Source organism: Peribacillus sp. BM1 (genome assembly GCF_056679975.1).
In genome coordinates this window covers 1,359,251-1,385,528 of record NZ_CM155259.1, presented here as the reverse complement: position 1 = coordinate 1,385,528, position 26,278 = coordinate 1,359,251, and the positions used below count along the sequence as shown (strand labels likewise).

The 26,278-nt window shown below is 37.6% G+C and carries 17 protein-coding genes and 2 riboswitches; of the genes, 5 read left to right on the top strand and 12 right to left on the bottom strand.

Annotated features, from left to right (window positions below; genetic code table 11):
* Positions 1-161: 161 nt before the first annotated feature.
* Positions 162-380: riboswitch (cobalamin riboswitch) on the top strand.
* 163 nt (positions 381-543) lie between these two features.
* Positions 544-1,509 carry an ABC transporter substrate-binding protein gene (locus AC1MGI_RS06785; protein WP_480349021.1) on the top strand — a complete coding sequence of 322 codons (966 nt, stop codon included), beginning with the start codon at positions 544-546 and terminating at the stop codon, positions 1,507-1,509.
* 252 nt (positions 1,510-1,761) lie between these two features.
* On the opposite strand, the gene AC1MGI_RS06780 is transcribed toward AC1MGI_RS06785, so the two are convergent.
* Positions 1,762-5,289, bottom strand: a complete 3,528-nt coding sequence (locus AC1MGI_RS06780) for a hypothetical protein (protein WP_480349020.1) — start codon at positions 5,287-5,289, stop codon at positions 1,762-1,764.
* 611 nt (positions 5,290-5,900) lie between these two features.
* On the opposite strand from AC1MGI_RS06780, the gene AC1MGI_RS06775 reads away from it, so the two are divergent.
* From AC1MGI_RS06775 to iscB, 3 genes are all read left to right on the top strand, one after another.
* Positions 5,901-6,257 (top strand): YwqH-like family protein, encoded by a 357-nt coding sequence (locus AC1MGI_RS06775; RefSeq protein WP_480349019.1) that lies wholly within the window; start codon positions 5,901-5,903, stop codon positions 6,255-6,257.
* Between the two features lie 65 nt (positions 6,258-6,322).
* Positions 6,323-6,607: a YwqI/YxiC family protein gene (locus AC1MGI_RS06770; RefSeq protein WP_480349018.1), complete on the top strand. Its 285-nt coding sequence runs from the start codon at positions 6,323-6,325 to the stop codon at positions 6,605-6,607.
* A 240-nt stretch (positions 6,608-6,847) separates the two neighbouring features.
* Positions 6,848-8,152 carry an RNA-guided endonuclease IscB gene (gene iscB, locus AC1MGI_RS06765; RefSeq protein WP_480349017.1) on the top strand — a complete coding sequence of 435 codons (1,305 nt, stop codon included), beginning with the start codon at positions 6,848-6,850 and terminating at the stop codon, positions 8,150-8,152.
* A gap of 288 nt (positions 8,153-8,440) precedes the next feature.
* Here the strand turns inward: iscB and essA are convergent, their stop codons facing one another.
* The 6 genes from essA to AC1MGI_RS06735 form a co-directional block, all read right to left on the bottom strand.
* Positions 8,441-8,935 carry a type VII secretion protein EssA gene (gene essA, locus AC1MGI_RS06760; protein ID WP_480349016.1) on the bottom strand — a complete coding sequence of 165 codons (495 nt, stop codon included), beginning with the start codon at positions 8,933-8,935 and terminating at the stop codon, positions 8,441-8,443.
* Positions 8,925-11,789 carry a type VII secretion protein EsaA gene (esaA, locus tag AC1MGI_RS06755; RefSeq protein ID WP_480349015.1) on the bottom strand — a complete coding sequence of 955 codons (2,865 nt, stop codon included), beginning with the start codon at positions 11,787-11,789 and terminating at the stop codon, positions 8,925-8,927. The genes essA and esaA overlap by 11 nt, the downstream gene beginning before the upstream one ends.
* Positions 11,786-16,261, bottom strand: a complete 4,476-nt coding sequence (gene essC, locus AC1MGI_RS06750; protein WP_480349014.1) for a type VII secretion protein EssC — start codon at positions 16,259-16,261, stop codon at positions 11,786-11,788. Before essC ends, esaA begins: the two co-directional genes overlap by 4 nt.
* 21 nt (positions 16,262-16,282) lie before the next feature.
* Positions 16,283-17,602: a type VII secretion protein EssB gene (gene essB, locus AC1MGI_RS06745; RefSeq protein WP_480349013.1), complete on the bottom strand. Its 1,320-nt coding sequence runs from the start codon at positions 17,600-17,602 to the stop codon at positions 16,283-16,285.
* Between the two features lie 45 nt (positions 17,603-17,647).
* Positions 17,648-17,899 (bottom strand): ESX secretion system protein YukD, encoded by a 252-nt coding sequence (gene yukD / locus AC1MGI_RS06740; RefSeq protein ID WP_480349012.1) that lies wholly within the window; start codon positions 17,897-17,899, stop codon positions 17,648-17,650.
* A 77-nt stretch (positions 17,900-17,976) separates the two neighbouring features.
* Positions 17,977-18,270 (bottom strand): WXG100 family type VII secretion target, encoded by a 294-nt coding sequence (locus AC1MGI_RS06735; RefSeq protein ID WP_480349011.1) that lies wholly within the window; start codon positions 18,268-18,270, stop codon positions 17,977-17,979.
* 526 nt (positions 18,271-18,796) lie between these two features.
* A riboswitch (SAM riboswitch) is annotated at positions 18,797-18,905 on the top strand.
* Between the two features lie 125 nt (positions 18,906-19,030).
* On the opposite strand from AC1MGI_RS06735, the gene AC1MGI_RS06730 reads away from it, so the two are divergent.
* On the top strand, positions 19,031-20,149 hold the full coding sequence (locus AC1MGI_RS06730; protein WP_480349010.1) for a 5-methyltetrahydropteroyltriglutamate--homocysteine S-methyltransferase: 1,119 nt from the start codon (positions 19,031-19,033) through the stop codon (positions 20,147-20,149).
* Between the two features lie 770 nt (positions 20,150-20,919).
* Here the strand turns inward: AC1MGI_RS06730 and AC1MGI_RS06725 are convergent.
* From AC1MGI_RS06725 to AC1MGI_RS06705, 5 genes are all read right to left on the bottom strand, one after another.
* Positions 20,920-21,717 (bottom strand): GH25 family lysozyme, encoded by a 798-nt coding sequence (locus AC1MGI_RS06725; RefSeq protein ID WP_480349009.1) that lies wholly within the window; start codon positions 21,715-21,717, stop codon positions 20,920-20,922.
* 412 nt (positions 21,718-22,129) lie between these two features.
* Positions 22,130-22,846 carry a 3-ketoacyl-ACP reductase gene (locus tag AC1MGI_RS06720; protein WP_480349008.1) on the bottom strand — a complete coding sequence of 239 codons (717 nt, stop codon included), beginning with the start codon at positions 22,844-22,846 and terminating at the stop codon, positions 22,130-22,132.
* A 211-nt stretch (positions 22,847-23,057) separates the two neighbouring features.
* Entirely contained in the window at positions 23,058-23,717 is a 660-nt protein-coding gene (locus tag AC1MGI_RS06715) for a plasmid pRiA4b ORF-3 family protein (RefSeq protein ID WP_480349007.1), read from the bottom strand.
* A gap of 52 nt (positions 23,718-23,769) precedes the next feature.
* Positions 23,770-24,546 carry a YibE/F family protein gene (locus AC1MGI_RS06710; RefSeq protein WP_480349006.1) on the bottom strand — a complete coding sequence of 259 codons (777 nt, stop codon included), beginning with the start codon at positions 24,544-24,546 and terminating at the stop codon, positions 23,770-23,772.
* Positions 24,543-25,682 (bottom strand): YibE/F family protein, encoded by a 1,140-nt coding sequence (locus tag AC1MGI_RS06705; RefSeq protein ID WP_480349005.1) that lies wholly within the window; start codon positions 25,680-25,682, stop codon positions 24,543-24,545. Before AC1MGI_RS06705 ends, AC1MGI_RS06710 begins: the two co-directional genes overlap by 4 nt.
* Positions 25,683-26,278: the final 596 nt, after the last annotated feature.

Sequence of the window (26,278 nt, the reverse complement as noted above, 5' to 3'; positions counted from 1 at the left end):
TTTATCAAGCTGTAAGGAAAATGATGGATCTTTCATTCAACATATATCATAATTGAACAAATTTTCAAATATTTATATCTAGTAAACATATGTATTAGTAAACATCACAAAAAGTATGACTTTCTTATCGGAATTATATGGTAAACTATTGATAAGTGAATATAATCTTGCAGAAAAAAGGTGCTGAACTTTCAGCTTAATAGGGAATTCGGTGAAGAACCGAAGCTGTTTCCGCAACTGTAAGTGCGATGAAATAAGGATATGCCACTGTTTTATTTAACGGAATCGGACGTAGCACGCAATCCGTTATGTAAAATGGGAAGGACCTTAAAGTAAATGGATGCACAAGCCAGGAGACCTGCCTTCTTTCCATCGTATTATACTCTTCGGAAGATAAGAGGATTGTACGGCAACTCTCATCTTTTCTTTCCAACTGGATATGTAGGATGGTGTGCCGCCCAATTTTCTTGGTCGGTTTTTTTGTATTAAACGCCCGACGAGACATTCACTCTATTTACCATATAAAGAAAAGAGGGTCAAACAATGAAGACATTCATAATGACAAAATGGTTACCTGCACTAATGCTTTCTTTTATTTTAGTACTTGCTGGCTGTGGAAATAACGACCAAACAGCACCGAAGGAGAAAACCCCTGCAAATGAAGTTGAAAAGGTACAACAAGACAAACCCTATTCGGTAACCGACGATGCGGGCAACAAAGTCACTTTTGATAAAGTTCCCAAAACTGTCATCTCCCTGCAACCAAGTAATACAGAAATTCTATTCGCCCTTGGAGCTGGGGAAAAGATAGTCGGTGTTACCGATGTTGATAACTATCCAGAAGAGGCCGCTAATATTGAATCTGTTTCCGATTTGATGAATATTAATATGGAGAAAATTATCGCGTTAGACCCAGATGTAGTGTTTGCCTATACTATTAGTGACGAGGCTACCTTACAACCACTGAAAGACGCTGGAATCCCGATCTTCGTCATTGCAACTGCCGCTACATTTGAAGATGTCTATGGTGACATTCAACAGCTTGCTGAGGTTATGAACGTGAAGGAAAAAGGCAATGAAATCGTCGACACGATTAAAACACAAATTGCGGCAGTTGCAAAAAAGACTGCCACCATCAATGAAAAAACAAGTGTCTATTTGGAAATCCAGCCTGCACCAGAAATCTACACAGTAGGGAAGAATACATTCCAACAAGAAATCTTCGAAAAAGCAGATGTAACCAATGTATTCGAGGATCAAGAAGGTTGGATCAAAGTTTCTGAGGAAGAAGTTATTAAACGCAACCCTGCTGTCATCACAACAACTGCCGGTTTTATTGAAAAACCTGAACAAGAAATTAAAAGCCGTACAGGGTGGGACCAACTTACAGCCGTTAAGGAAAACAAAGTATACTACTTAAATGAAGACGTGATGTCCCGTCCAGGGCCACGTATCGGTGAAGCTGTCGAGCTTGTTGCCAAAACCGTTTACCCAGATCTATTTAAATAAGATCGATACAAATCCTCTTTATTGAATGACAACCAGAAGGAAACAAATATGCTGAAATGCTTCTTTTTTAGTAGCATTGCTCATATTCTTAAGGCTCATCCAGACAATCACGTAAAACGTAAAGTACAGAAAAGGCTGCCCCACGGGACAGCCTTTTCTGTACTTTCTATCTTGAATCTTCTACCTATTTCGGTCCATTCTTCATTTATCTAAAAACGAATCATAGTCATTTGGCATATCAATCTCATCATTCTACCTCCACCGTTCAAACCATTTCCGAATTTTTTCTTTGTTACGTTCAAGAATTTTCTTAGACGTCGTATTTTCCTTTTGTTTTTTCCATTCAAAGAAGCTGGCAAGCGCGATAAGAACGATACCGCCAATGATCAAGTAGAGCCACCATGGCAGATTGCCCCATAGGTGATTGGTGTTCATATAGATATTTAACAAAATAGTCCCTGTCCCTGCTAAGAAATACGATTTATATTTCATAATAAATCCGAAGATGATTGCGACTAATGCCAACGTACCAATTACCAACGCATCATATACGGTATTTCCTTGTAGTGCATCCATGATTAATACTAAAAATAACAAAGGAACAATAACTAGTTCGATGGTTTGCGCCATATGCCCATCATCGAATACTTTTCTCAGCAATAATGTGCTGATGATAAACAATGGAAGAATCGTGACTTCCGTTGCTACGAGAGTAGGAATGTTAAATTGGTCAATAATAACATAATATGGATATAAGCTTAATACAACCGCTGCTGTAAGATAGATTTTCTTTTCTAATTGACCTAAAGTGAAAGTCCGTATGACAAGTAAATAGCCGCTGACTAAGCAGGCTGCGATGATTTCTAAAGCAGGATAACTTTCCACATTCATCAAAATACGCCAGTTAATTGTCACCACATACAGAAAACCTACGATTCGATACACATCAATCACTAGATACGTTTCTTCTTTTCGAATCATTCCGTGGAAAAACATCTTACTCATCCAAGTTATCACATATAATGCAACGAACAACAACACAGTACCTGCAAGTATTGATAGCTCGTTTGCATAGCGCACATAAAATAAGAATGTTAGCATCAGTGGGATCGCAATAAAATGTTCCCACTTCCGTTTCATCATTAAATAGATGGCAAACGCGGCTTGAATGGTGAAAAGTACAACTGAAAGTACATTCAAATTGCTAGAAAAACGGAATATATTCCAATCTGACAAATAAACAAGGAGAGTCAGATTTAAGAATACTAGTAAATAATAATCAATCATCCGTTTCCATTCTGGATTCACTCGACTCCAAAGAATCGTTATCAAAGCTGCCGTAATTGTGCAAGTAAATATTAGATAGTTGAAAAGCTTATATTCCTGAAAAACAAGCAAGACTTGCAACTGAAGAACTGTAAATCCAATGTACGTGAATGTAAAACGTTCCCACACAATCGTTGTCCTCACTGCGCTGACCACATAAAGACTGAGCGGTATTAAGTAGAAATACATATTTGCACCTGTCACACTTATATAAAGATAACCAAGTGCCGCCACAAGAAGGTTGGTCAGATGGCTGAACCAAAAGAAATAATTTCTGCCCATCTTCGAATATTTCCCTACATATACAGACAAAACATAGAACAATACTGGTCCTAAGAATAGGTATGACATCCAGATATATTCATTCTCAAATTTGAAAATGGCCCATATGGATGCATACACACCGGCGCTTGTATAAACAACCGGAATCCATAGAAGATGATGGCGATATAAATAGACGGACAGAACTTGGATTGCTGTTGAAACCATCATTAAAGCGGTAATTAAAACGGCTTGCAATGTTCCAAAATAGAGCGTCATAAACGACACCATCGATAGGACCTGACCGGTAATAACAAAGATATTAAAAAAGCTTTTATACGATTTTTGCAAGAAATAGCCTAGCCCGATTAAAAGCAATGCGACAATCATGACATGTAAACTAAATGGAATAGTAAAGTCATACCATCTGCTTGTTTCGCTTATATACAGATACAAAATGAGCAATGAACCAGCTAGGGATAACGGAAAACCATACGTACTAATATCCTTCATCCATTTTTCTGTCACTTTATTATGACTGAAGAATAATAAACCAGATATCGCGGCAAGAAAGAGGCTGACGATTAACCAATCTCCATTCACCATATTGATAAAAGTCAAAAACAGCATCACACTACTTGAAAGAATCCCTACACTCGAACGGAAAATCTCTATTTTTTTTGCGGAATTATATACAAACAGTCCTAAATAAAGGATGATTTGAATCACAAATAAGAAACTAGAGTGCACTGTAAAGGTCCATTCAAATGCCCAGCCAAGATAAACAAGTGACAGATTAAATAAGACGATTGCCGGATAAGTAAACACAACTTTCTTCGTTTGAATGGCTAAGAATACATATTGTGCGACTAGAAGGATTAGTGCAATGAAAATCTGTGCATAGCCTTCTCCAAACACTTGTGCATTCACATAGGCAAATACAAGTACACTACTCGTAATGCCCGTATAAACAAAGCTTTTCGATACTTCTTCGTTTCTTTTAGCCATAAATAAAGAAAGAACAATGAACATGATCGGAAGCATAGCAAAAGCAATAGAAGTGAAGTCACTCAATACTGCCGCGTTCAAGACAAGATGGATATAGCCATAGCTAAATACAAGACTAAATGCCAAATTGTAATACTTTTGATTGTATTTTATCGTTAACAATAGGAATTGCAGGGATGTTAAAAGCAAAGTAAATGAATACAATACTGTGCTTGAAGCTAGTGTAAACACGACAAATGCTTCGACGAAAATTTTAAATTGGATGAAGTAAAATAAATAGGGTTTGAATACAGCCAATTGTTGATGACTTTTCAAACGATCCATGTACCATAAAAATAATAAGTTAAACAACACGAGTAGAATAAATAATGTTTCTGTAGTTGGCGCCACATAGGTAAACCCGAAAAGACTTGCTAACGCAAAGGTTATCAATGAAAGGATGGTAAATAGTTTCGAAGCAAAGTGCTTAGCAATTACAAAATAAATGCCCAAACAAATCACTCCGCCGATCAACCCCAATAACCCTCTCCCCTCACCTTGCAGCGATAAATACTCTCCAAATATCCGATAATATGAAGCTGATAATATCGTAATTGGAATGAACAGACTTGCGAGTGTTAGGAAAGCAAAGGCCGTTTGTTTAATTTTTAATTTAAAGGCGATAAAAGCCATTCCAAAGAAAAACACGGACACCATGCTAATACAGAATACTTTCAAAACAGCATTCAATGCTCCCCACGTTGACGTCGCTAAGATAAGACCGCCGAACAAGAGAAGAATCACACCCATCACCAAGACTAGTGTTATATTTCTTTCCCGTATTTGCTCTGCTGACTTTGCAGGTTTCACAACGGGTTGCTGTTGAATGACCATCCTAGGTTCAGGGCTAACCATTGGCGTTTGTACTGGATCTTGAATTAATTTTGGAGCGTGCTCTTTAGTTTGCTGTATGTTATGTGGAGCTTCATTCGGAATCGTGCTCGATTGAACCATTTCTTCTTTTTTCTCTTGCTTTTCCATTACTGCTACTTGCTGCAGCAGCTGGTGATAATGCCGTTCATACGCACTACTAAGTCTTATGTAATCCGATTTGGGAATCAATCGTTTTTCTCTTAGTATCTTAAGTTCATCATGAAAGATATCTCGCTTCTTTTCAATTGGGATATTGTCATTAGAATCCGTCACAATAAGCCCCCTTTCTCTGAAAACTCTACTTCTAGTGCGTGATTTTAACAGAAGGCCAAAAATGCACTTTGATGCAATTCGCAAGCTTTTTTACCGGGATTTTTGAACACCCTCTACTATATTATAGAAAATTATACACAACAATTCCTAATATTGGAATAAAAATTAAATCACTAGGATCATACTCATTAATCAATCGATTGATTAAATTAGCCCTAAACTCACTCATTTGCATGGTTTAGTTATACATGCTTCGAGAATAATTTGACGCAATTTGGCTATAGCCTTTCTAACGTATTCCCCCCCACAATTCACTCCTAATACTGGTATTATTGTCGAAGCAATGGAGAACTTTTTATTAATCAATCAATTGATTAAATTGGCAGGAAATCGTTCATTTCCTTACACGATTGCTGATTAAATGACGAATTACTTGTCGATATTTACGCTTCATCTTGCCTCTATAGTCAATAAGACCCATTTATTAAATAACCTAAAATCATACATTTTGATTATATAGCCCTGTTTTTTCCATGATATAGTAAAAGTATATAATTATTTGAGATAAGCTCATATCGTTCAATCGCTAAAGGAAAAGAGGTAGCCAATAGATGTCTTTAGCTTATTATTATAGTTTATTAAGGTTGAAAGAAGAGCAACTTCAACGTCTTCAGGTGTGTAATGGTGAATTGAAGTCTAGCCAACAGGATTTTACCCATCATGAAAGATTAGTGTCGGAACCTGAGCTTTCTACAAACACATGGAATGGAACACTCGCTCATACATTTGATGATCAGAGGGCAACAGGAATGTTAACAAGCTATCGCGATATAAGTACCAATCAATTCAACTCCGTATTCACAACCTTGTCTGATAAAATTCAACAAATTCAACTCGAAATCATTTCAATTAAACAGACCATCGCCGCTCTAGAGGCAGCAGAACGGGAAGAGAAAATTGCACGTTAAACATGACTTTTTATTAAAAATCCTAATATAATTTTGATCATTAAATAGACGAGGTGGTATGTATATTGAGTTCTGAAATTAAAATGAAATATAGCGATGTAGAACAAGCACTCTCGAAGTTACATTCATCTTCAAGTGCTCTCCAAACTAGTTTTCCTTCATCAATAGGGGGAAATAATGTTCTTGATGTAGTGAAACAGCTTAACAACCTCAATACGCTTCTTCAACAAGTAGGAGACTCATATAAAGCCTTACTTCTTCAAAATGAAGAGGCAACCCGCAGTTCTGTCAAATTCATGAACGATACAGATCATCAGCTTTCATCCTATCGTCAACTACCCACCACTTAGATTCTAACGATTCTTGAAGTGGAGACTTTTAAAAAGCCTTTGGTTGTCTAGCCTAAGTTTTATGGAAACTACGTTGGGATGGTGACCACACCCTCGGATGATTCCCTAGTCCGTTGCTCTGTGTAGGCTCTGTAATAGTTCTAAATGGGGAGGAACGGTCAACCTAGTTTGGCGGTTTTACCGCAAAGCCATTCCAACATTGGCGAAGGGAAACGAACTCCAAAAAGGAGGGAATACGTCATGTTCGTATTCATACTTAATCAGCATGGGGAAGCTTTAATGCCATGCAAACCAAGAAAAGCGAGACTCTTACTCAAACAAAAGAAAGCAAAAATCGTAAGCTATCAACCATTTACGATCCAACTTCTATATGGCAGTAGTAGCTATAAACAATCGATTAACGTTGGGATAGATTTAGGTGCTAAACACACGGGGATAGCGGTTACGACCCATGACAAGGTACTTGCCAAAGGAGAGATGGAAGTACGTCAAGATGTTAAGAGTTTACTAGAAACAAGACGTATGTACCGAAGAAGTAGACGAAATCGAAAATGCCGCTATCGAAAGCCGCGATTTGACAACCGTAAGCGTCACAAAAATTGGCTACCGCCAAGTATACAATGTCGCTTAGCTAACACGTTTCACTGGATCGATACGTTTTTATCTCTTGTACCAAATCCTGTGTTAACGATCGAAGTGGGGAAATTCGATATTCAGAAGATGATGAATCCGGAGATACAAGGTGAAGCGTATCAGCAAGGGCAAACACTTGGCTATCACGATGTCCGTTACTTTGTATTCGCAAGGGACCATTATACATGTCAAGTGTGTAAGAAAAAGGGCGGGATTTTGAATACACATCATATTGTTTATCGTTCACATGGAGGAAGTAATCGAGCTGATAATTTAATTACAGTATGTACAGATTGCCATACGCATGAGAATCATCAAAAGGGTGCAATATTGTGGAAGTGGATGGAAGAAGGCAAAAAATTACCTTCATACAAAGAGGGGACGTTTATGAATATCTTCCGTAAACGAGTATTTACAAAGTATCCGAAGCCTAACGTGACGTATGGGTCAGTCACTACACCACGAAGGAAAGAGTTAGGATTAGAAAAAACTCATGCGAATGATGCGGTTGCGATCAGTAGAATAGAAATGATTCAGCAAATGAATGATTCTGTCTTCTTCATCAAGCAATTTCGTAAGAAAAAACGTTCGTTGCATGAGGCCACAGCTAGAAAAGGTCGGAAGACGAAGAATATCGAGAGCAAGCGAAACAAAAAGAATGTGAAACAACTGAAAGGATTTTATCTAAATGATCGAGTACGAGTATGTGGGCAAATTGGATACATTACAGGCTTTACGGGGACAGGTATGGCGTATGTCAAAAATATTCATGGTAGCTACATCACGAAGCCTAATAAGTCGTACAAACAGGTCAATCTAAAAGATTGCGAGTTTCTCAGTCACAATAATAACTGGCAATACGTCGAGAATCTTTCGGCAACGCCTAACCGAAATTCATCCCCTCCCTACTGACTTTGTTCCTTGAGGAAGGGACTTCTTTCGGGAAGCTGCTAAAACTTAAGTAAGCGGCGAAAGCGCACCATGGTAGCTAGGGATATTTCATAAAGGATTCAAAATAACGCCATCCAATCACTTCTCCAAACATGAAAGGATGCTAAAAGGGTCAGACCTCGCAACAACTAAATACAGTATAGGATAAGTGAATGAAACACTATATACTGATTTAGAGTGCGAGTTCTGACCCTTTTGAGACACCCTCGACGTAGGTTTGATCCTTTCCTTATTGGACACTAGGTGAAGCTACTCTTGAACTTGCTTGCTGTGAACCATCTTGGGAATAAGTATGACAAGCAAGATTAGCAAACCTATTATTAGTAAGCCAATATATAAAATCATGATTTTAGAATTCTGCTTTTCCATTTGCTGCATTTTATCTTCATGATAATATCTTTTCACATCTTCATCGGTAAAAAGTTTTAGCTGTGAGGCCCGTGATGCGATTGTATTCGTTTCAATATTCATATCTGTAAACAACTGCGCTTTTACTTTTTCAAGCGGATTCGAATTATGTTTTTTAAAAGTGAGCTCTTGCACCTCTTTAGGTATCGATTTCTTATTTTCATACAATGACTCATCATGAAGATAATCGGTGTTTTCCTTAAATTCTTTCTTCTCATACGTATTTGGTGTCAAATCATCAATACTTGACTCTGCTCTGGCTGAATCCGCATCTGTAAATAGGATACAGATGACCAAAAACATCAGCAATACAAGGATTTTACCATTAAGCCTCATGAGCCTGTTCCTCTTCCGAAGTAAAGACACTTTTCAAGGTCCTTATCACATACGGAATGATGGAAAGCAGCAGGATTATGCCAAGTAACACGATAATTGCCGTTATAAAAAGAGAGTCTGTTCCATACTGGATCGACATATACACCTGAGACATCGGGTCTTGATAATCGATATTCGGTGCTGTAAGAGCAAGTAATGGACTAATGAAAAACATGACAAGACCTACACTTGCCAGCCAACCAGTCCAAGTACTTATGGAAAAACAAACAAACACGACTGTAGAAGCTGCCATTAGAAGGAGAATCGTAAAGATTGACCATTCAATCGCACGTTCCTCTCCGAGCGGATAAATATTCAAGCCAAACAAGCTAATGATTAAGCCTACAATCAAATTTAATAAGACAAACATGGATCCTTTTACGAGCATTGGTGCATCTTTAAAATAATAGCTAAAATAACCAATTAACAAGCTACTTATTAAAACGATCACCAGCACCACTACTGGAGGCACTTTCTTTGTTTCTTGCTTCGAAATAGCATTCCCGCTTATTTCAAGCGGATTGGATAAATGGTCATACACGACGCCATTTTTCTGACCATCTACAAATGTATTGCCAAGCAGATTAAAGATATCATTCCTCAGCAGTGTTGTTGTATCAACATTCGCCGTCCATTTATCATTCAGTTTATTGGCATCTTGCTGTACGCCTTGAACCTTTGTTTGAAGCTCATCCGTAAATTGGACGATATTCCCCTGGCTTTCACCAAGTGAGTCCATTAGTTGATTCATCATAATCATTTCCTGGCCAATTCCCTTGTGATGGATAACGACTGTATTACCGTCTTCTCCATTACTCGGAATCGGCGTATCAGTAGACATAAGCTGAACTTGATTCATGACCGTGTTCGCACTCTCATCTAATGAAGCTAGGTCTTCCAAAATGGCTGCCTGTTGCTCCCCCATTTTGTTACTATATTCTGTAAAGAATCCAGTAAAGTAATCTTGCAATCCTGTCAGCTTCTCTCCTGTAAAAGGCATATCAGCTGATAGCTTATCCCATATATTCTGCTCCTGTTCATTAACCCCTAGCATTGGATCCACTTTTTCTAATAAGTGCGTTAAGCTCTCTGGATTTCCTGCTAAGCTATTTTGTAATGTTTCCTTATACTGAACGAGAGAAGAATGATATTTCAGAAGGGTTTCTGGACTTCTATAATAAATTTCTTCATTAAATATAGGTTCTAATTTTCTCTCTCTTTCCCCCGTTAAAGCTTCTAATCCCAGGATTTCCTGTTCTTGTTTTTCAATTTCTACTACTGCAGTTTGAAAGTTGTCTAACGGTGAATTGAGTTGATTTAATAAACTTTGGTTCACCTCTGCTAGTCTATTGTATTCTGTAGCTAGCGTTTCATTTTTCTTCACCAATTCATTATTAACCGCTTTTAGTTCATCGACTGTTTTTTGCAGCGGGTTTTCTGCTTGATCAAATGCGGCAAGCTTTTGTTCTACTTTTGACAGCCTTCCTGCTATTTCTGGCAATTGATCAATGCCCGCCGTGACCTGCTCTGGTTTAGGATCGGCAATGGCTTCAAGAGACCCTTTCAATCCATTAAGCTCATTCGTAATAGCTTGCAGTTCATTCCTTTCTTCATTCAAACCTGGAGTTTGAATGGAACTGTCATTAGCTGCAGAAGCAGTCCCTGCCTGATCACCAGCAGGCATAGCTGGATCAGGTTCTGCGCTAGGACCCGGAAGATCAGGATGATTCGATTCAGGAGCCCCTTTATTCAATTCAGTTTTCAAAGTAATAATCGTGCTTTCATGTTTATTCAACGTTGTTGTTTCTTGCCCTTTCAAATAGTTGATTAAATCACTCTTTTGGCGTTCCACCTCATTTTGCCGAACCATCGAAAGAGTATTCACAGTTTCATTATTTTCATCAAGTTGCTCGTTAATTGCCTCAATATTCGTGGAAATCTGTTCACTTTGCTCATCCAAGTAATCCATAGAATCTGAATATCTTGGGGCCTGATTTGCCGCTAGCGCTTGAACGCTTACGATATTTTCATCTTGAACCTTTTCGAGCATTAACTGCTGGATATTCTGATAATCTCGATAATCCTCCACATATTTGACAAACGATGTGAGGCTTTGTTCAAATTGCTTTACATTTTCTTCCCTCTTAGGGGATGCCTTTCCTGCCGTAGTCATCGTGGACCGAATATTCTCCAACATTTTACGTTGTTGCTCAATCTCACCGGTAAGATTCTTGGAGCTTGGTTTATAAAATGCGAGCATCGCATTTTGAAAATCAATTTCCTTTTGAAGAATTCCATCAAATTTTGTTCGGACATTCTCGAGATCCTGGGACACATATGTCCAGTATAAAGTAGAGACTTTCCCATTAACCCGGCTCGTTGCGTTTTCAACTTCCCTTAAAACTTTCTCTCGATTATTCACATTTAACTGATCTTGTATCGTGTATTCGAATTTTGCTTTAACAGGATGCTCACTTTCATACGTCATGATTCGCTTTGAAAAATCGGATGGTATATAAATAACAGCATCATACTTTGTATTCTTTAAACCATTAACCGCCGCACTCCGACTTAGAAATGTCCATTTATATTCTGATCCATCCTCAAGGATTGCGGAAATCTCATCGCCAAATTCCAAAGACTTATCTTCTTTTTCCGTTCCATTGTCTTCATTTACAACTGCAATCGTCCTTGTTGCATTCTCTCTAACCTGCATCGGATGATCACCAATGGCACCAAAAAAGATCGCAGGTGTTACGATAATCAGAAAAACCGCGAGAATCAACTTAATGATATACCTTGTTTTCCCCGTCATGTTAGAACCTTCCTTTCAATTACACATAGCGGAATTTGTATTTTACGCTCTTTTCCATTCATTACATAATAGCCATATCCTGCTTGAATTTCTTCCTCTTTCCGTTCGTAAGGAAGTGTAAATATCGTCTGTTCGGACTTCTTCATTAGAATGACAGCCTGACGGATTTGTTTCAATTCATTTGTTAATGGATCGTACCCTTTAGAAAGGTCATTATTACTCCCAGAAACGAGTACATTAAAGCCCAAATGACTGTAATTTTTCATGAGTCTTGCTATTCTATCCTGCATGAGACTATCAATGGTTTGTGAAAAGCGGGAATATCCATCTATGACAAGGAATAGTGGCGAAAAGGCTGAAATGGTTGCACCATTTTGAATCTTGAACAAATATTCCTCTTCCCTTTTCGATAAGGTTTCTTCCATATTAGACAACCATTCTGAAATATGTTCCTTTGTTTCCATATAGAAGACCGGCTCTTCCTCTGAATAGCTAGACAATCCTCGATCAAATGAGTCAAACACTCCGATGCTCTCGGTTCCCTGGAACAAGACTGTATCTAAGATCACTTTTACGAGATTGGTCTTCCCTTTTTGTGCTTGGCCAAGTATCATGCAATGGTTATTTTTATTAAAATCAGCTATTACCGGTTGTACATGTTCTTCATCCAAGCCAATCGGGATTATGCCAGTTTCTTTCATTACATCCGTATACTGCTTAAAGTTCTTCATGTTCAATTGATCAGGAAGCATTGGAATAGCTAAAGGAGCTTTGAATCCTTGATACTTTTCTTTTATCAATTGAATATCGCTCCTTGTTGCATCCATTAATTCAAAATCATCCTTACCATCTGCAGCCAAGAACACTTGAGAGAAATAGGCTTCGTCTTTTTTTATAACGGCCCTGCCTGGGATAGGCTCTTGGACAAATGAAGTTTTGCCTAAAACAGAATAAACCTCGGTATTGTCGATCAAATAATGAACGACTTTCGTTTTTAAGTTATTCATCAATGATTGACGAATCGAGCTGATCCTTGTTGCTGTAAAGATCATATAAATGCCAAGTGATTGGCCGTCTCGGGCAAATTGATTGATTTGTACCTCAAGATCTTGCATTTCTTCTTTAATAATGTCAAAGTTATCAATTGCAAAAAATACAAGTGGTAGCTTCTCGTTACTAATGGCATTATATAGTTTCATACTGCTAACTTCTTGTTGTTGAAATAAATGTTTTCTTCTAGCCATTTCATCCTTGAGAATCCTCATGAATTTTTCTATTTTCAACTTCTCATCCATTAAGAAAAAGTCGGCCGTATGAGGTAACTGTTTTAGTGGAAGCAGCGAACCGTTCCCAAAGTCAAATAAGTAATAATGGACTTCTTGTGGGCTGTACCGTTCTGCCATGCTAAGAAGAAGTGTTAAAACCGTTTGTGATTTCCCATAGCCGGACGAACCAAATATACCAATATTTCCATCATCCATCACATCATACTCATATGGTGTCTGACTTTGCTTTTCAGGTTCATCGATTAAGGCTAATTGGATGTTCTCTTTTTCTATAGATTGAAACGCTCTTCGTGACAGTCGATTTGCGAGTGGAGGCAGCCAAGGACTGTTCAATTTCTTTATCCCCATCGACTGTTGCAACGCTTCAATTTTATCAACAATCATATCTATTTCTGTCAGCACTTCTTTGTTTTTTCCTTCACTAGCTGTAACATCTGATAATGGGATAAGGCCTAAATCCGTTACGATTGAAATTTCATCTTCTGTCTCTGAAGTGTCCTCCAAATAAGGGGCACCGCTCCAAGCCGACTGAAAAAGCTCGTAAACTTCATTATTCCCCACTTGAAGATACCCTCTTCCGGTTACAGTTATAGAGGCAGCATCGCCATTTTTCAATATTTCTCTACTGTCATCTGTGTCCTGTACTTTCAAAGCAACTCTAAATCTAGCATTACTCCAGATTTGTTCGTCAATAATTCCACCTGGCTTTTGGGTAGCAAGAATAAGGTGAACACCTAGACTTCGGCCAATTCGGGCCGCACTAACAAGTTCACGGATAAATTCTGGTTCTTCGCTCTTTAACTCTGCAAACTCATCGGATATGAGAAAGAGATGAGGAAGTGGTACCTCTGCAACATCTTTTTTATATAAATCGGCATAATCATTAATATGGTTAACCTTATATTGATCGAATAAGCGTTGACGTCTCTTCAACTCACTTTTAATCGAAGCAAGTGCCCGTAAACTGAAATTTTTACTTCCCTCAATATTTGTAATTGTGCCTAAGAGATGCGGCATATTTTTAAAAGGTTGGGCCATGCCCCCTCCTTTATAATCAATAAGTAGAAAGGCTACTTCATGGGGATGAAAATGAACAGCAAGTGATAATATGTAGGTTTGTAAAAATTCACTTTTCCCCGATCCTGTTGTCCCAGCAAGCAAACCATGAGGCCCATGTGCCTTTTCATGAAGGTTCAATTCTACAAGATCCACTTTCCCCTTGAGACCTACTGGTACTGCAAGTGATTTTTTTGCCTGCCTTGTTAACCAATTTTGTTTAATTGGAAGCTGATCAATATCTTTTACATCGAGCATCCCCATAAAAGAAACACTTGAAGGAATCGAATTCGTCATCCCCACCTGATGGTCGAGTGTTCTTAGCATCCTGGAAAATACTTCATTCCCTTCGCTTTGATGAGCATCTAGCTTAAATGGAATGCTAACTGCTTTATTTTCCTGGATCAGGATATCGCCCTCTTGATCATTGATATACCGAACAAGTGTATGGATATTCTCATTCAAACTTTCTTTTGATTCTGCTGCAAAAAGGACGGAAATACCAAGATTAGCATGTTCACCTTCTAAATATTCTAATATGACATGGTCTGCGATTAACTGCCGATTCATAATGATAAAAACGATATGTGGGGTAAATTTTACTTTTCCCTTATTTTCTTCTAGATTACGTTCACGAAGTATTTCGTATATGGATGAAAGCAACTGATCACGAGTTTGTTCATTATAAATGAGCCCTTTTGCATGTGCATGCGGCAATTGAAAATGAGGTAGCCATTTGATCCATTCCCACTCGCTATATTCCTGTTCATTAAATATACAGACAAACCTTATATCGTGATAACTGTGAAAGAAAGAGAGCTGGCCGATGATTTGGTGAATCTCATTCTTTACAACCTTCTCTTTGCCAATCAGACCGATAGAACCTTTTGACAGGTCAGCTACGATCGGTACATTTTTTATTTCCTGATACACCCTTTCCAACACTTGAGACTGTTCTAACAAATTGTCGATTTCCCGATTGGCCATATCACCCGAACTAACCGAAACCTGGTAGCTAGATGGCACAGTTCCAGTACCCAATCTAAATTGAAGGAAATCATAACTTTCAATCGACCTCTCCCAAATCCGGTCCGAGATAAGCCCGGTTAAGTATTTCATTCTTTCAAATGATGGAAAGTGATAATCTAGAACACGCTTTTGTTTTTCGGCTAATTCTTGAAGTTCCTTACGCTTATTTTCCAAATAAAGTGTATACACTCTATATCTTCGCTCTTTCTGCTTCTTCCGGGTTTGTTTATCTTTAAAAAATTGTACAGATGAGGTTACTAATGTCGTCATGAACATAACCATGGAAACGATAATAAAGATCCCTCTCGGCTGAATAATGGCAACTATGCCCATAACCATTAACATAATCAGCGGAGGCATAATGATGAGCCATAGACCTCTATTGCTATCATCTGACTCCTGCGATGGGAACGATAGCGAAACCTTCTCTTCTGGAAGTTCATAAATCATTCTCGGAGTGCGACGATAGGTCGGATACTTTTTGCTCATTTCTGACTGTGGGCGTCTGGTCAAAGGAAGACTCGTAACATATTTATCTAGACTGATGATTTCAATTAAATCGATATCTAATAAACGGATTTCCATAAAGGGAGAAAAGATAATGTCGCCTATTTCCACGATCATGTTCTGCCTGACCTTTTGTCCGTTTACAAAAAGAGTAGCCTCTTGTGGCTTCACTTGCCATCTTCCACCCGTTTTTAAAAGATGAAAAGAGTCGTTGTCTTGTTTTAAAATGGCTGTTTTCTTTTTATAGAAAACAGCATCCTCATTATCGGATGAAAAAGAAATTTCCTGTTGATACCCCATATAATATGTAGATGTTAATACATCCGAGGAAGTCAAAAACATCCTTAATGTTTCTCCTCGATCTTCAAGTTCGAACGGTTCTTCTGCTGTACCTTCAAAAATCAATGTCTCATTTTGCCTAATAACAAAACGACTCTCTTCTATAACGATATCCAATATTCCCCCAGTGAAAGGAAACTCTCTAACTGTAACTGTTTGCTGGACATCGGGACCAACCGATAAAGAATGAGCCTGATCTTTGCCGAGTGGCACCCTCTGGTAATACTGATTATAGAACAACCAGAGATTACTCATGCTATCTCCTCCTGCAATCCTTTATTCATTATTCTTACTTTCAGCTGACTTTTGGCTATCGGTTGTCTGAGTTTTACTAGCCTGTTCCAAAGCTTGCTGTTGCTCAGCCTCCAATTTCGCTTGTTCCTCTTGTTTTTCTTTATTCCGTTTTTCCTCTTCTTCCAGCCTTTTCGCTTCTTCTTCCTGCGCTTTTTTTTCTTGTTCGTATTCATTTAATTCAGTTTGGATTTTATCTAGCTCTTGCTGTTTTTCTTCGCTTTTCATCTCTTCATCTGCTTTAATTTCTTCACTATACTGAATCAGTGCAAGAATAATGATATCTCGATCTTCAAGTGAACGAGCAATTTCCAAAGCTTCCTTTGCTTCGCCTCTACCAATATGGATCCAATATTGATAATATTGGGGGTCTGCCTGAAGACTAACCGTATTTCGAATCACTTCTTTTTGATCTTCATTTAGCGCTTCATTAATAATGTAAGATTGCGCAAGTTCATATTGAACGATCTGTGGCATGCCTTTAATTTTATAATCTGATAAAGTAGTGATCACTTGACTGTATTCTTTATTCAAGAAGTATTCCTGGCTATTAATGAAGGCCGCCTGTTTAGGTTGACTAAAAATAAGCGAATACAAGCTATAAATCAGTGCCGGTAACAAAAAAATCAAAAGACCCAGAGAAACGAATCTAGTAATCTTCCATTCCTTTTTGGTTACTCGTACAAACTTCTTCTCTTGCATATCTAGCAATTTCATATTTTTTTGAATAATAGCCAAAAGCGCCTCTTCATTTTCTGTGTTCATGATTTCCGCTTCTTTGGGTGACAGCTCTAGTGTTTCATGAAACTTGAAATAGTGTAAAAAGGGATGCTTAGATACGACTGAAGCAGCCACGACAGCTTTTATTTCCTGCCAAAGTCTTTCCCGATCTTGTTCATAAGGAGGAATGCTCTCCATTACTCCATAATGTAAAAAATAGGGCGTTAAGCTTTCATCTGCTACAATATTTTCTGGACAGACGATCAAATGTAGTCGATGGAAGGGATGATTCATGATTTTTTTCAGGAGTTGAAAGGCAAAAACCCATCTGCTTTTTTCATCTTTACTTTGGATTTCGTTAAAGGATAAATAGGTTTGAGGCGGTTGAAATACGAGGCTGAGTTCATCCTCTGTTAAGATAACCCCTTTATGTATAGAAGGGTCTATGTCTTTAATCATTTCCATTTCCGCTCGATCATTTAATTTGATTTTTTCCCTTTGAAAAATTAAATGAATAGAGTTATCTTCTCTCTTTAATACCGCTTCAAGCTGTTCTTCGAGATACGTTCGACTCTGTTCTGTCATGATTCAATACTCCTTTATAAAGTGAAATTTCAATCAGTGGGGGTTTTACTGCCCGTTAGATAAAATTTCAAAACGATCCCCAGTGGTGATTCCGTGCTCCACCAGCTTATCCGATCCAGATAAGACAATTTGCTTGTTAGGTATCCGTACCCAATATCCCTCTCGCGGGGGTTCAGAGATGGCTTTAGCCTGCCAAACTATATCAATCAGTTTCTTAACAGAGTTATAGTTGGATAGACGGAGGTCGAAGCTGTCATTTCCATAATGTTTTAAATCGATTGTAACGATAATATACATTTTCTCACCTCATAGATGAAGGAGCGCCTTCATCTGGTGAAAATGGCGCTCCTACATACTTCATATTCAGATGGAAGTTACCCACGAATCTGACTAGCGATTTGGTTATCAGCATCAGTAAGAGCTCTCGCTGTGCTTTTAAGCTGACGAGAAATATCCTCAAGTAAATTTTGCATTTGTACAAACGATGGTTTTAATGCATCGTATTGCTCACTAAATGCTCTGCTTGCTTCCCCTTCCCAAACACTTTCCAATTCACCAATCATCGTATTTAAGCGAGTAATCTGATCTCCTACCTGATTGCTTTCACTCGTATAACGGTTGGACATACTATCTAGTTCCGCAGGGGTAACGCGAATAATTCCAGACATGTAATCCTCTCCTTTTCAATATATTTACTATAATTGTAAAAATACAAATAGAAAAGGTCAATTCATTCCTTGGTTATATTAGAAAAAGAGGAATAACTACCCAATATTTCCATACCGAATGAATAATATATTGATTCGTATAGGGTTTTTTTCCTTGTTTTTAAACAAAATTATTTCAAAAAAATAGATACTAAGACTTTTGCTCTTTTTAATCGGAAATGGGTAATTTTATCTCTTTATTAAATTCCTCAAGAAATAAACTGAAATAGCCACTTTATCCATTTGATTAGCTCACTTCACGAAGTTGGTTCATTCGTTCAGCCCAATCTTGAATTTCTTTGTCAATCTCATTTACTTTATTATCTATAAACCGAGAATACTCTTATTACATCGAATAGATCCCATCTACATCTGCAAAAAAAACTGCTTGCTTCGATCTTTCTCGGTTTAAAAAACTACTTGTATTTTCCTTTATAGCGTGGTAAATTTGGATAAATTGAATTTTTCAAATAACTCAATATTCACATTCTTATCAAGAGAGACGGAGGGATTGGCCCGATGATGTCTCAGCAACCAGCCATTTTTTGGCAAGGTGCTAATTCCTATAGGTATAGAACATACCTAGAAGATAAGAAGATCGTCTTCGTATTTTCGCGGGCCCTCTTCTTACTTGAGGGCCCTTTTATTTTTGTTTATTGGCAAAAAGCTCGACCTAATTAAACGCTTTATGAAAAATCTATAAAAGGAAGTAGGAAATAACATGACAAAATTAGCAGCGCAAGAAAAAGTAACGAATGTACCATTTAAAGCAGATCACGTCGGTAGCTTTTTACGACCAGAACGTCTTAAGCAAGCACGTTTACAAAAGGACAACGGTGAAATTACAGCTGATGAATTACGTGAAATCGAGGACGAGGAAATTATAAAGCTAGTTGAAAAGCAAAAAGAAGCTGGTCTTACAGCTGTTACTGATGGCGAATTTAGACGTGCTTGGTGGCATTTAGATTTTCTTTCAGGTTTTGATGGGGTTGTGTTTCATGAAACGAATGACGGAATTCAATTTAACGGTGTTAAAACGAGAGCGCACGGCATTAAGGTAACGGAAAAAATCGCATTTTCTGATCATTATATGATTGATCATTATAAGTTCCTTCATAATATTGCAGGCGATGCTGTTGCAAAATTTGCCATACCAAGTCCCAATATGCTTTATTTCAGAGGAACACTAGAAACTGATGTTTACCGTACTCACGAAGAATTTTATGGTGATTTAATTGCTGCCTATCAAGGGGTTATTCAAGCACTTTATGATGCCGGTTGCCGATACCTCCAATTAGATGATACGGCTTGGTCCCTATTCTTTTCTGAAAAAGGCAGAGAGCAAATCGCTACAAGAGGGTCAGATCCTGCTACATTAGCAGAATTGTTTGCTAGAGGGATCAATGAATCCATTGCAAATAAGCCAGATGATATGATCATTACGATGCACATTTGCCGAGGCAATTTCAGATCGACATATTCATCCACTGGTGGTTATGAAGATGCTTCTAAAACGATTTTCGGTGGATTAAATCTTGACGGCCTTTTCCTTGAATTTGATGATGATCGTTCAGGTGGTTTTGAACCGCTGCGTCATATAAATAGACCTGACCTTTCCGTTGTATTAGGCTTAATCACTTCTAAAAAAGGCGCATTGGAAGATCCCGAACGAATTAAGGAAAGAATCACAGAAGCTTCAGAGTATGTTTCATTAGATCAAATCTGTTTGAGCCCACAATGCGGGTTTGCTTCAACAGAAGAAGGTAATGCACTGACAGAAGAAGAACAATGGGCAAAAATACGCCACGTTGTGAATATTGCACAAGATGTTTGGAAATAACCAAAAAATCACCCAAATCAATCTATAGATCCATCTTCACCAGGTAGTAAAGTACAATTAAACGAATTCCGACAGAAGTCCCCTTCCTCAAGGAATGCGAAGGGCGTAGCCCAATGAGTAGGGAGGGGATGAATGTCGGTTGGCGTTAGCCAAAACGCTTTTCTTTTTTTGCTAAGTTTTGTTAGAATACAATCAAATATGCTCTTTGAAAACTGAAGATATGAGGTTTTGGCAGGAAGATTGCTCTGCCATGTAAAATCTTCAAGCCATCAAAGAACTAGCCAACGTGCTAATTTTTGTAGGGCAAGGTCGTGTCCGAACTCACGCCTGTGGAGATCATGTAAGACCTAATAGGAATAACCTGCTAGGCTAAGGTCAAAGAAGCAGGAAGCCCCTTCTTCAACGAAGTAAGGAGGGGTCGTTCACTAAAGCACTACTATATATATCGATGTACTCTACTGTTTTTCTTGTAATCGTAATGGGAATCTATTATTTTTCCATAAAACTAGGTCTATCTACTATTACGATTGCTGGAATGCTTGTAGCCTTTGCCCTCTCTTAATCTTTTATTTACACACAACGAAAAAGTCAAAAATAAAGCCAACCTTAGTCAAAAAAAATAAGCTAATAAGCGGATTAGATTGAATCGTAATGAATACTTATATTTCCAATAAGAAGAGCCTTCGTGTATTTTGTAAACTCACGAAGGCTCTTCTTTAATTTAAGGTATCAAAAAAATCATCAAGCACCTTGAGACATAATAGTTTTAACTACTTATCTAGCAATTTTAATCGATCTAGGATAACTGCCAATTGTGCCCTTGTGACTGGTTCATTCGGCTTCATTGAACCATCTCCATAGCCCATTAGAATTCCTGCCTTTTTTGCTTTTTCCAAAGACTTTTCGGCCCAATGTCCTGTAATATCATCTATATGATCTGCCACTATAACACTCTCCTTTTGATCAACACCTATAAACCAATCGATTGATTTATTGCCATATAAAACATTTAGATCAAGATCCCCTTCATACCAGCTAACTTTCCCAACTGACGTGTATTGCCAAATGTCACAAGGATAATCCGGTTGTGTTTGCCTTGATCCATTATTTGACCCATATCTTGGCAACCATAAGAAATCCTTTTTCACTTTATCCATAGAGTATGGTTTGTAAAAGTGATGTCCAGTATATAACCCCGTTTTCCATCCAGCTGCTTTACAAACATCAATAAATGCTTGCGTGGCAGGTACCATTTGCGCATCTGTGGCGGTCGTTTTTTCTTCTACATCTACAACTAGAAATTTAGCATCTTGATCAATGCGATTTAGAAAATCATTGGCTTCTACCTTTGCATCATTCACACTAACAAAGTGAGCATATGCATAATGGCCAAATGGGATACCATATCTTTTACAATTTGCTACGTGATTTTTATATTCCCTATCAATTATTCTAGATCCGTGCTGGACCCGAATGATCATGAAAGCAACTTCTTTAGCAGCCTTTTCCCAATTAATTTTATTTGAAGGTTGATAGTGTGAAATGTCTACAATTTGACTTTTAGCCATCGCTCGTCCCCTCCTTTTTAATAATTTATTCAAAAAAAAACCAATCGATTGGACAGCTCACTCACCTATAATCATTTTTCTTAGACTAACCAGAAAGCATGTTTTCCTATACACATCAGCTACTCGCAACAACCATAAATACATACAGTCCTGTATGTAATCTCTAAGATTTTAACAGCAATGGTAGGCATGAAAAAAAGGCTGGCAGATGCTCTCCTGGTTATGTATAAACATCCATTTTCATCATTATTACCTTCATGCATAATCAAAAGTCACTGTAACTGTTGTAACACTCCCAACATTCACATTCTATAATATTTATTTGTAATTTCCGTACCAATATTAAAGCTTTTTATTCAAAAAAATAAGACGCCATCCGAAAAACATTGGATAGCGTCTTATTATAGTTCTATTAAGGATTCGTTGACCAAAGTCCAGCATGTTTTAATACAACACGTGGATGCAGTTTAAGCTGCGCAACCATTAAGTCTGCTAAATCTTCCGCTTGCATCACTTTTTCTGGATTGCCGTCTGTTAAGTTTAGTTCTACAGCCATATCTGTTGCAACCGTACTTGGCGTTAATGTTGTAACACGAATATTTTTCTTACGCACTTCAAGCATTAATGACTCACTTAGTCCGATCACTGCAGCTTTTGAAGCCGAGTATGCACTTGTAATGGGTGCACCTTTTTGTCCAGCTGTTGATGAGATATTAATGATGTCACCTGTGTTGCGCTCGATCATTTCTGGTAATACCGCACGCGTTGTGTAGTATACACCTTTGACGTTAACATCGATAATATTTGTCCACTCTTCAGGCGTTAAGTCCATGAAGCCACCGAATTTTGAGATGCCAGCATTGTTTACTAAAATATCAATTGCACCAAGCTCGCCACGAATTGATTCAACCGCTGTCGTGATCGAGTCTAAATCCGCTACATTTGCCGAAGCGTATGCTACCTTCACATCATACTGTTTTAGTTCCTCTGCTACTTGTTGTAAATTTTCAAGCGTACGTCCAACAAGACCTACGTGAATACCTTCTTTGGCAAAAGCTATTGCTGTTGCACGACCAATTCCACGCCCTGCTCCTGTAATTAACGCTACTTTTCCTGTGATCATTTGCATGTTTTCCGCTCCTTTACTTTAGATAAGATCGTTTATTGTAACCTTTTTTGAAATGGATTATGTGTAAATACATTTTAATAAGTAAGTAGGATGACTAGGTTAATTAAGTAGTTACTATTATTATGATACATCATTTTTCTAAATAGAGAATTACGTGTCTTTCTATTAAAGCTTAATTAACATATAGCAGATGCTCAGAAGATTTTCAACTTCATTGCTTCATTGTATCTACATATTTATCCGATATTATTCGATAATTCTCATGATCTACTTTATCCCAATCAGTCTTTTGGAATTTATGGTGCTTGAGACTTTGATTCATAGACGCTTTATCGAATAATCGGAACCCCTGCTCAGCCGCCCAACTTCGGAAATAGTTATGCTCTTGGTGAGAAGGGTTCTGATAGACTTCAAGAAAGTGCTCAAATCCAGGTGGACCACCTACATCCTCCGGCGGTGCTTCTTCTGCCCAATCGAGCACGGTTGGGAAACCAAAATAATAATCCTCCACGATTTCTTCTAGCTTCACATGAATGCGCCAATCATCACCAAAATCATACACATATAAAAATTCACCCAAGCGCTCCAAATAAGTATCAATTTTTATACGTGTTGGCTGCTTCACCGCAATTCCTTTATACGATTTGCTTTTCGCTTCATCTATTCGTTGTACATTATTCGTTACAACAACATCATCTAGCTGAAACTCGAACAAATGAATGGGCTCATACGGATATCCACTCTGAAAATTCGTTACATTTTGAATGACATCATGCAAACGATTAAATGTAATCCCACCTGGTACAATTACTTTTCTCCACACAACTGGCTCAATATTTTCAAATTGAAATGTTAAGATGTAGGATTTCATAGGGAACCTTCCTTTTTCTTTTCTACTCGTTCTAGCTTTCTGGTCATAAGGCCTATTTAGATATCTTGTTTTTTTCTCTCATTTCCACTAAAAAATACGCATTAATCCAGGAGGCAATTGGAATAATCAGAGCTATCCCCATTCCAGCACAAAGTATAGTTATCATCTCAGCACTAAATACTTTTGAATTTACGATTTCTCCAACCGAATAAGATAAATCTTTAAACCATAGAAGCAATCCCATATAGCCCCCAAAGAAGGCAAAAAATAACGTATTCGTATTCGTTCCTAAGATATCCTTTCCAATACTTAACCCAGATGCGAATAAATCTTTCCTACTAATTAATGGATTATGATAAAATATCTCGCGCATGGGAGACGTAATAGAAATGGCAACATCAGTAATGGCACCGATTGTACTCATAATAATCACGGAAGCTCCAATTTTAACAAAATCTACACCTATATAAAGCGAGAATATGCTAAGCTCCTCTATTTCTTCTTCACCAAATCCCTGAATCATAGCATTTTCTGTCACGATGACAATAAAAAAAAGTAAAATAATAATCGTGATAATAGTAGAAATGAATGCAGTAGTTGTTTTACTGTTTACTTCATTAATATAAAATAGATTAATGCAACTAATCACTGCACAAGCAATCAATGTTAAGATAATCGGATCAGCATTTGGATCTGTCATAAAAAGTATAGTAAGAAGTAGCACACCAAAGTTTAAGAATAAAGAAATAAAAGACCGTGCTCCTTTTTTTCCACCAATAAGTAGCATCAGTATAAATAAAATAGCTGCCAGCCACACTAATACAGTCATGACCTCGCCTTCTTTCGATTAACAAAATAAATAGACGTATACAGACCGATCGGAATCGCTAACACAATTCCAATACCACCAGCTAAGGCTCGAGCCAACTCCAATGAAAGGTTCATAGAAAGGGTAAACGCCAATGGAGAAGCATTCTTTAAATACAAAATAAGCATTGGAATGGAACCACTTATGTATGCAAAAAACAATATATTCGTCATCGTTCCCATAATGTCTTTGCCAATATCCAATCCTGAAGTTTTAAGTGCTTTGATTGATATGTTGTTATTCTGTTCATACAACCCAAAGATAGATGATGACATTGTAATAGCTACATCCATTACAGCTCCTAAAGACCCGATGAATACCCCCGCCATAAATACCATTTGATAAGGACGAGTAAGGAATTGCATCTCTTCATAACGAAGGCCTTTTCCAGAAGTTAACCATATAACAAGATAGGTAATGAACAGCGAGATAAAATTTCCTAGCAAGGTCGCAATAATAGTTGCATATGTTTTTTCATTAAAACCGTTAACGAGTAACAAAGAAATGGCAGTAAATAAAATAACACTTATACCGCAAATCAATACTAAACTCGTTTCTGGGTCATACAAATAGACATCCAATGCATAAGATAATAAAACCGCATTGACTGCCAAACTTATAATAGAAAACAGCCCTTGTTTTTTTCCAACGATAAGTAAAATAAAGATAAAAATCCAAGCTATAAATAAAACGTATTTATCACGTTTTACGTCTTTTATGGCGCCAGTTAAATCTGTAGTTTCTTCTGTATTCGTATCAATCGAAACAAACAATTCATTTCCAACATGGTATTCTTGATCATAAGCTCCGGATGATGAATATTCATTCTTTAAATGGATGAGCTTTCCTTTATTTTCTCCATTTTTTATTTCAGCTATTATACGCTGTGTGAATAGATGATCTTTATTATTATGTATATCAATCATTTCAGATGTATCTTCCAGATTAATTTTGATGACTTTGGCTATTGGGCGTTCATAGAACGAATCATTGTGATTAATAAAAAAAACAGAGACGGCAAAACAAAGTCCTATTATGGTGTACAAAATCACTTTTTTGTAAGACATTTTTTTAAACTTGGTTACGATAACATTCAAAAAAAAACCTCCAACTATCAGGATGGAACCCAGTATATAAAGTGAAACTTCAATCAGCCGTACCCGTTAATGCGGAGTAAAATTTAAATGTAGTTTTTAGGGACCAATTGAAGTTTTTCATAATTTTTTTCAAAAAAGTGCATGATTCTGAGCATCAGGGTGTCGCCAGCACAGGAGCCTCACCTAACGATTGTAGTCAGTGAATAATGGCATTAGAATAACAGGAATGTATTTTAACAGTCAAGAAAACCTCTCCCAATTCGTCTTATTATTATGGCTTGGTTTACATGCATCGATACGTTCCTGCCACATCACTTGTCATTCATTTCATGTCAAAAAAACTCCTAACCCTTTCAATGTTATGATGATTATCACTTAACACTGAAAGGGTCATGAGGTTGGATATATTTGTAATTTACGGACATCTATGCACACATGACTGACAATATGAATGAAAAGGCCTCCCATCAATTCAGTAAACTGAAAGGTTCGTTCTTTTCATTCCATAGAAAAATCCCCTCTAAGTAGACTGTTAAGAACATATTACCATGTTCTCTTTTTTTCGTGTCTACCTAAAGGGGGTTATATTACAGCAC

Excerpts from the sequence above, each read along its gene's own strand:
- AC1MGI_RS06785 (WP_480349021.1), top strand. The coding sequence starts at position 544 with ATGAAGACATTCATAATGACAAAATGGTTACCTGCACTAATGCTTTCT.
- AC1MGI_RS06775 (WP_480349019.1), top strand. The coding sequence starts at position 5,901 with ATGTCTTTAGCTTATTATTATAGTTTATTAAGGTTGAAAGAAGAGCAA.
- iscB (WP_480349017.1), top strand. The coding sequence starts at position 6,848 with ATGTTCGTATTCATACTTAATCAGCATGGGGAAGCTTTAATGCCATGC.
- essA (WP_480349016.1), bottom strand. The coding sequence starts at position 8,935 with ATGAGGCTTAATGGTAAAATCCTTGTATTGCTGATGTTTTTGGTCATC.
- esaA (WP_480349015.1), bottom strand. The coding sequence starts at position 11,789 with ATGACGGGGAAAACAAGGTATATCATTAAGTTGATTCTCGCGGTTTTT.
- essC (WP_480349014.1), bottom strand. The coding sequence starts at position 16,261 with ATGAGTAATCTCTGGTTGTTCTATAATCAGTATTACCAGAGGGTGCCA.
- essB (WP_480349013.1), bottom strand. The coding sequence starts at position 17,602 with ATGACAGAACAGAGTCGAACGTATCTCGAAGAACAGCTTGAAGCGGTA.
- yukD (WP_480349012.1), bottom strand. The coding sequence starts at position 17,899 with ATGTATATTATCGTTACAATCGATTTAAAACATTATGGAAATGACAGC.
- AC1MGI_RS06735 (WP_480349011.1), bottom strand. The coding sequence starts at position 18,270 with ATGTCTGGAATTATTCGCGTTACCCCTGCGGAACTAGATAGTATGTCC.
- AC1MGI_RS06730 (WP_480349010.1), top strand. The coding sequence starts at position 19,031 with ATGACAAAATTAGCAGCGCAAGAAAAAGTAACGAATGTACCATTTAAA.
- AC1MGI_RS06725 (WP_480349009.1), bottom strand. The coding sequence starts at position 21,717 with ATGGCTAAAAGTCAAATTGTAGACATTTCACACTATCAACCTTCAAAT.
- AC1MGI_RS06720 (WP_480349008.1), bottom strand. The coding sequence starts at position 22,846 with ATGCAAATGATCACAGGAAAAGTAGCGTTAATTACAGGAGCAGGGCGT.
- AC1MGI_RS06715 (WP_480349007.1), bottom strand. The coding sequence starts at position 23,717 with ATGAAATCCTACATCTTAACATTTCAATTTGAAAATATTGAGCCAGTT.
- AC1MGI_RS06710 (WP_480349006.1), bottom strand. The coding sequence starts at position 24,546 with ATGACTGTATTAGTGTGGCTGGCAGCTATTTTATTTATACTGATGCTA.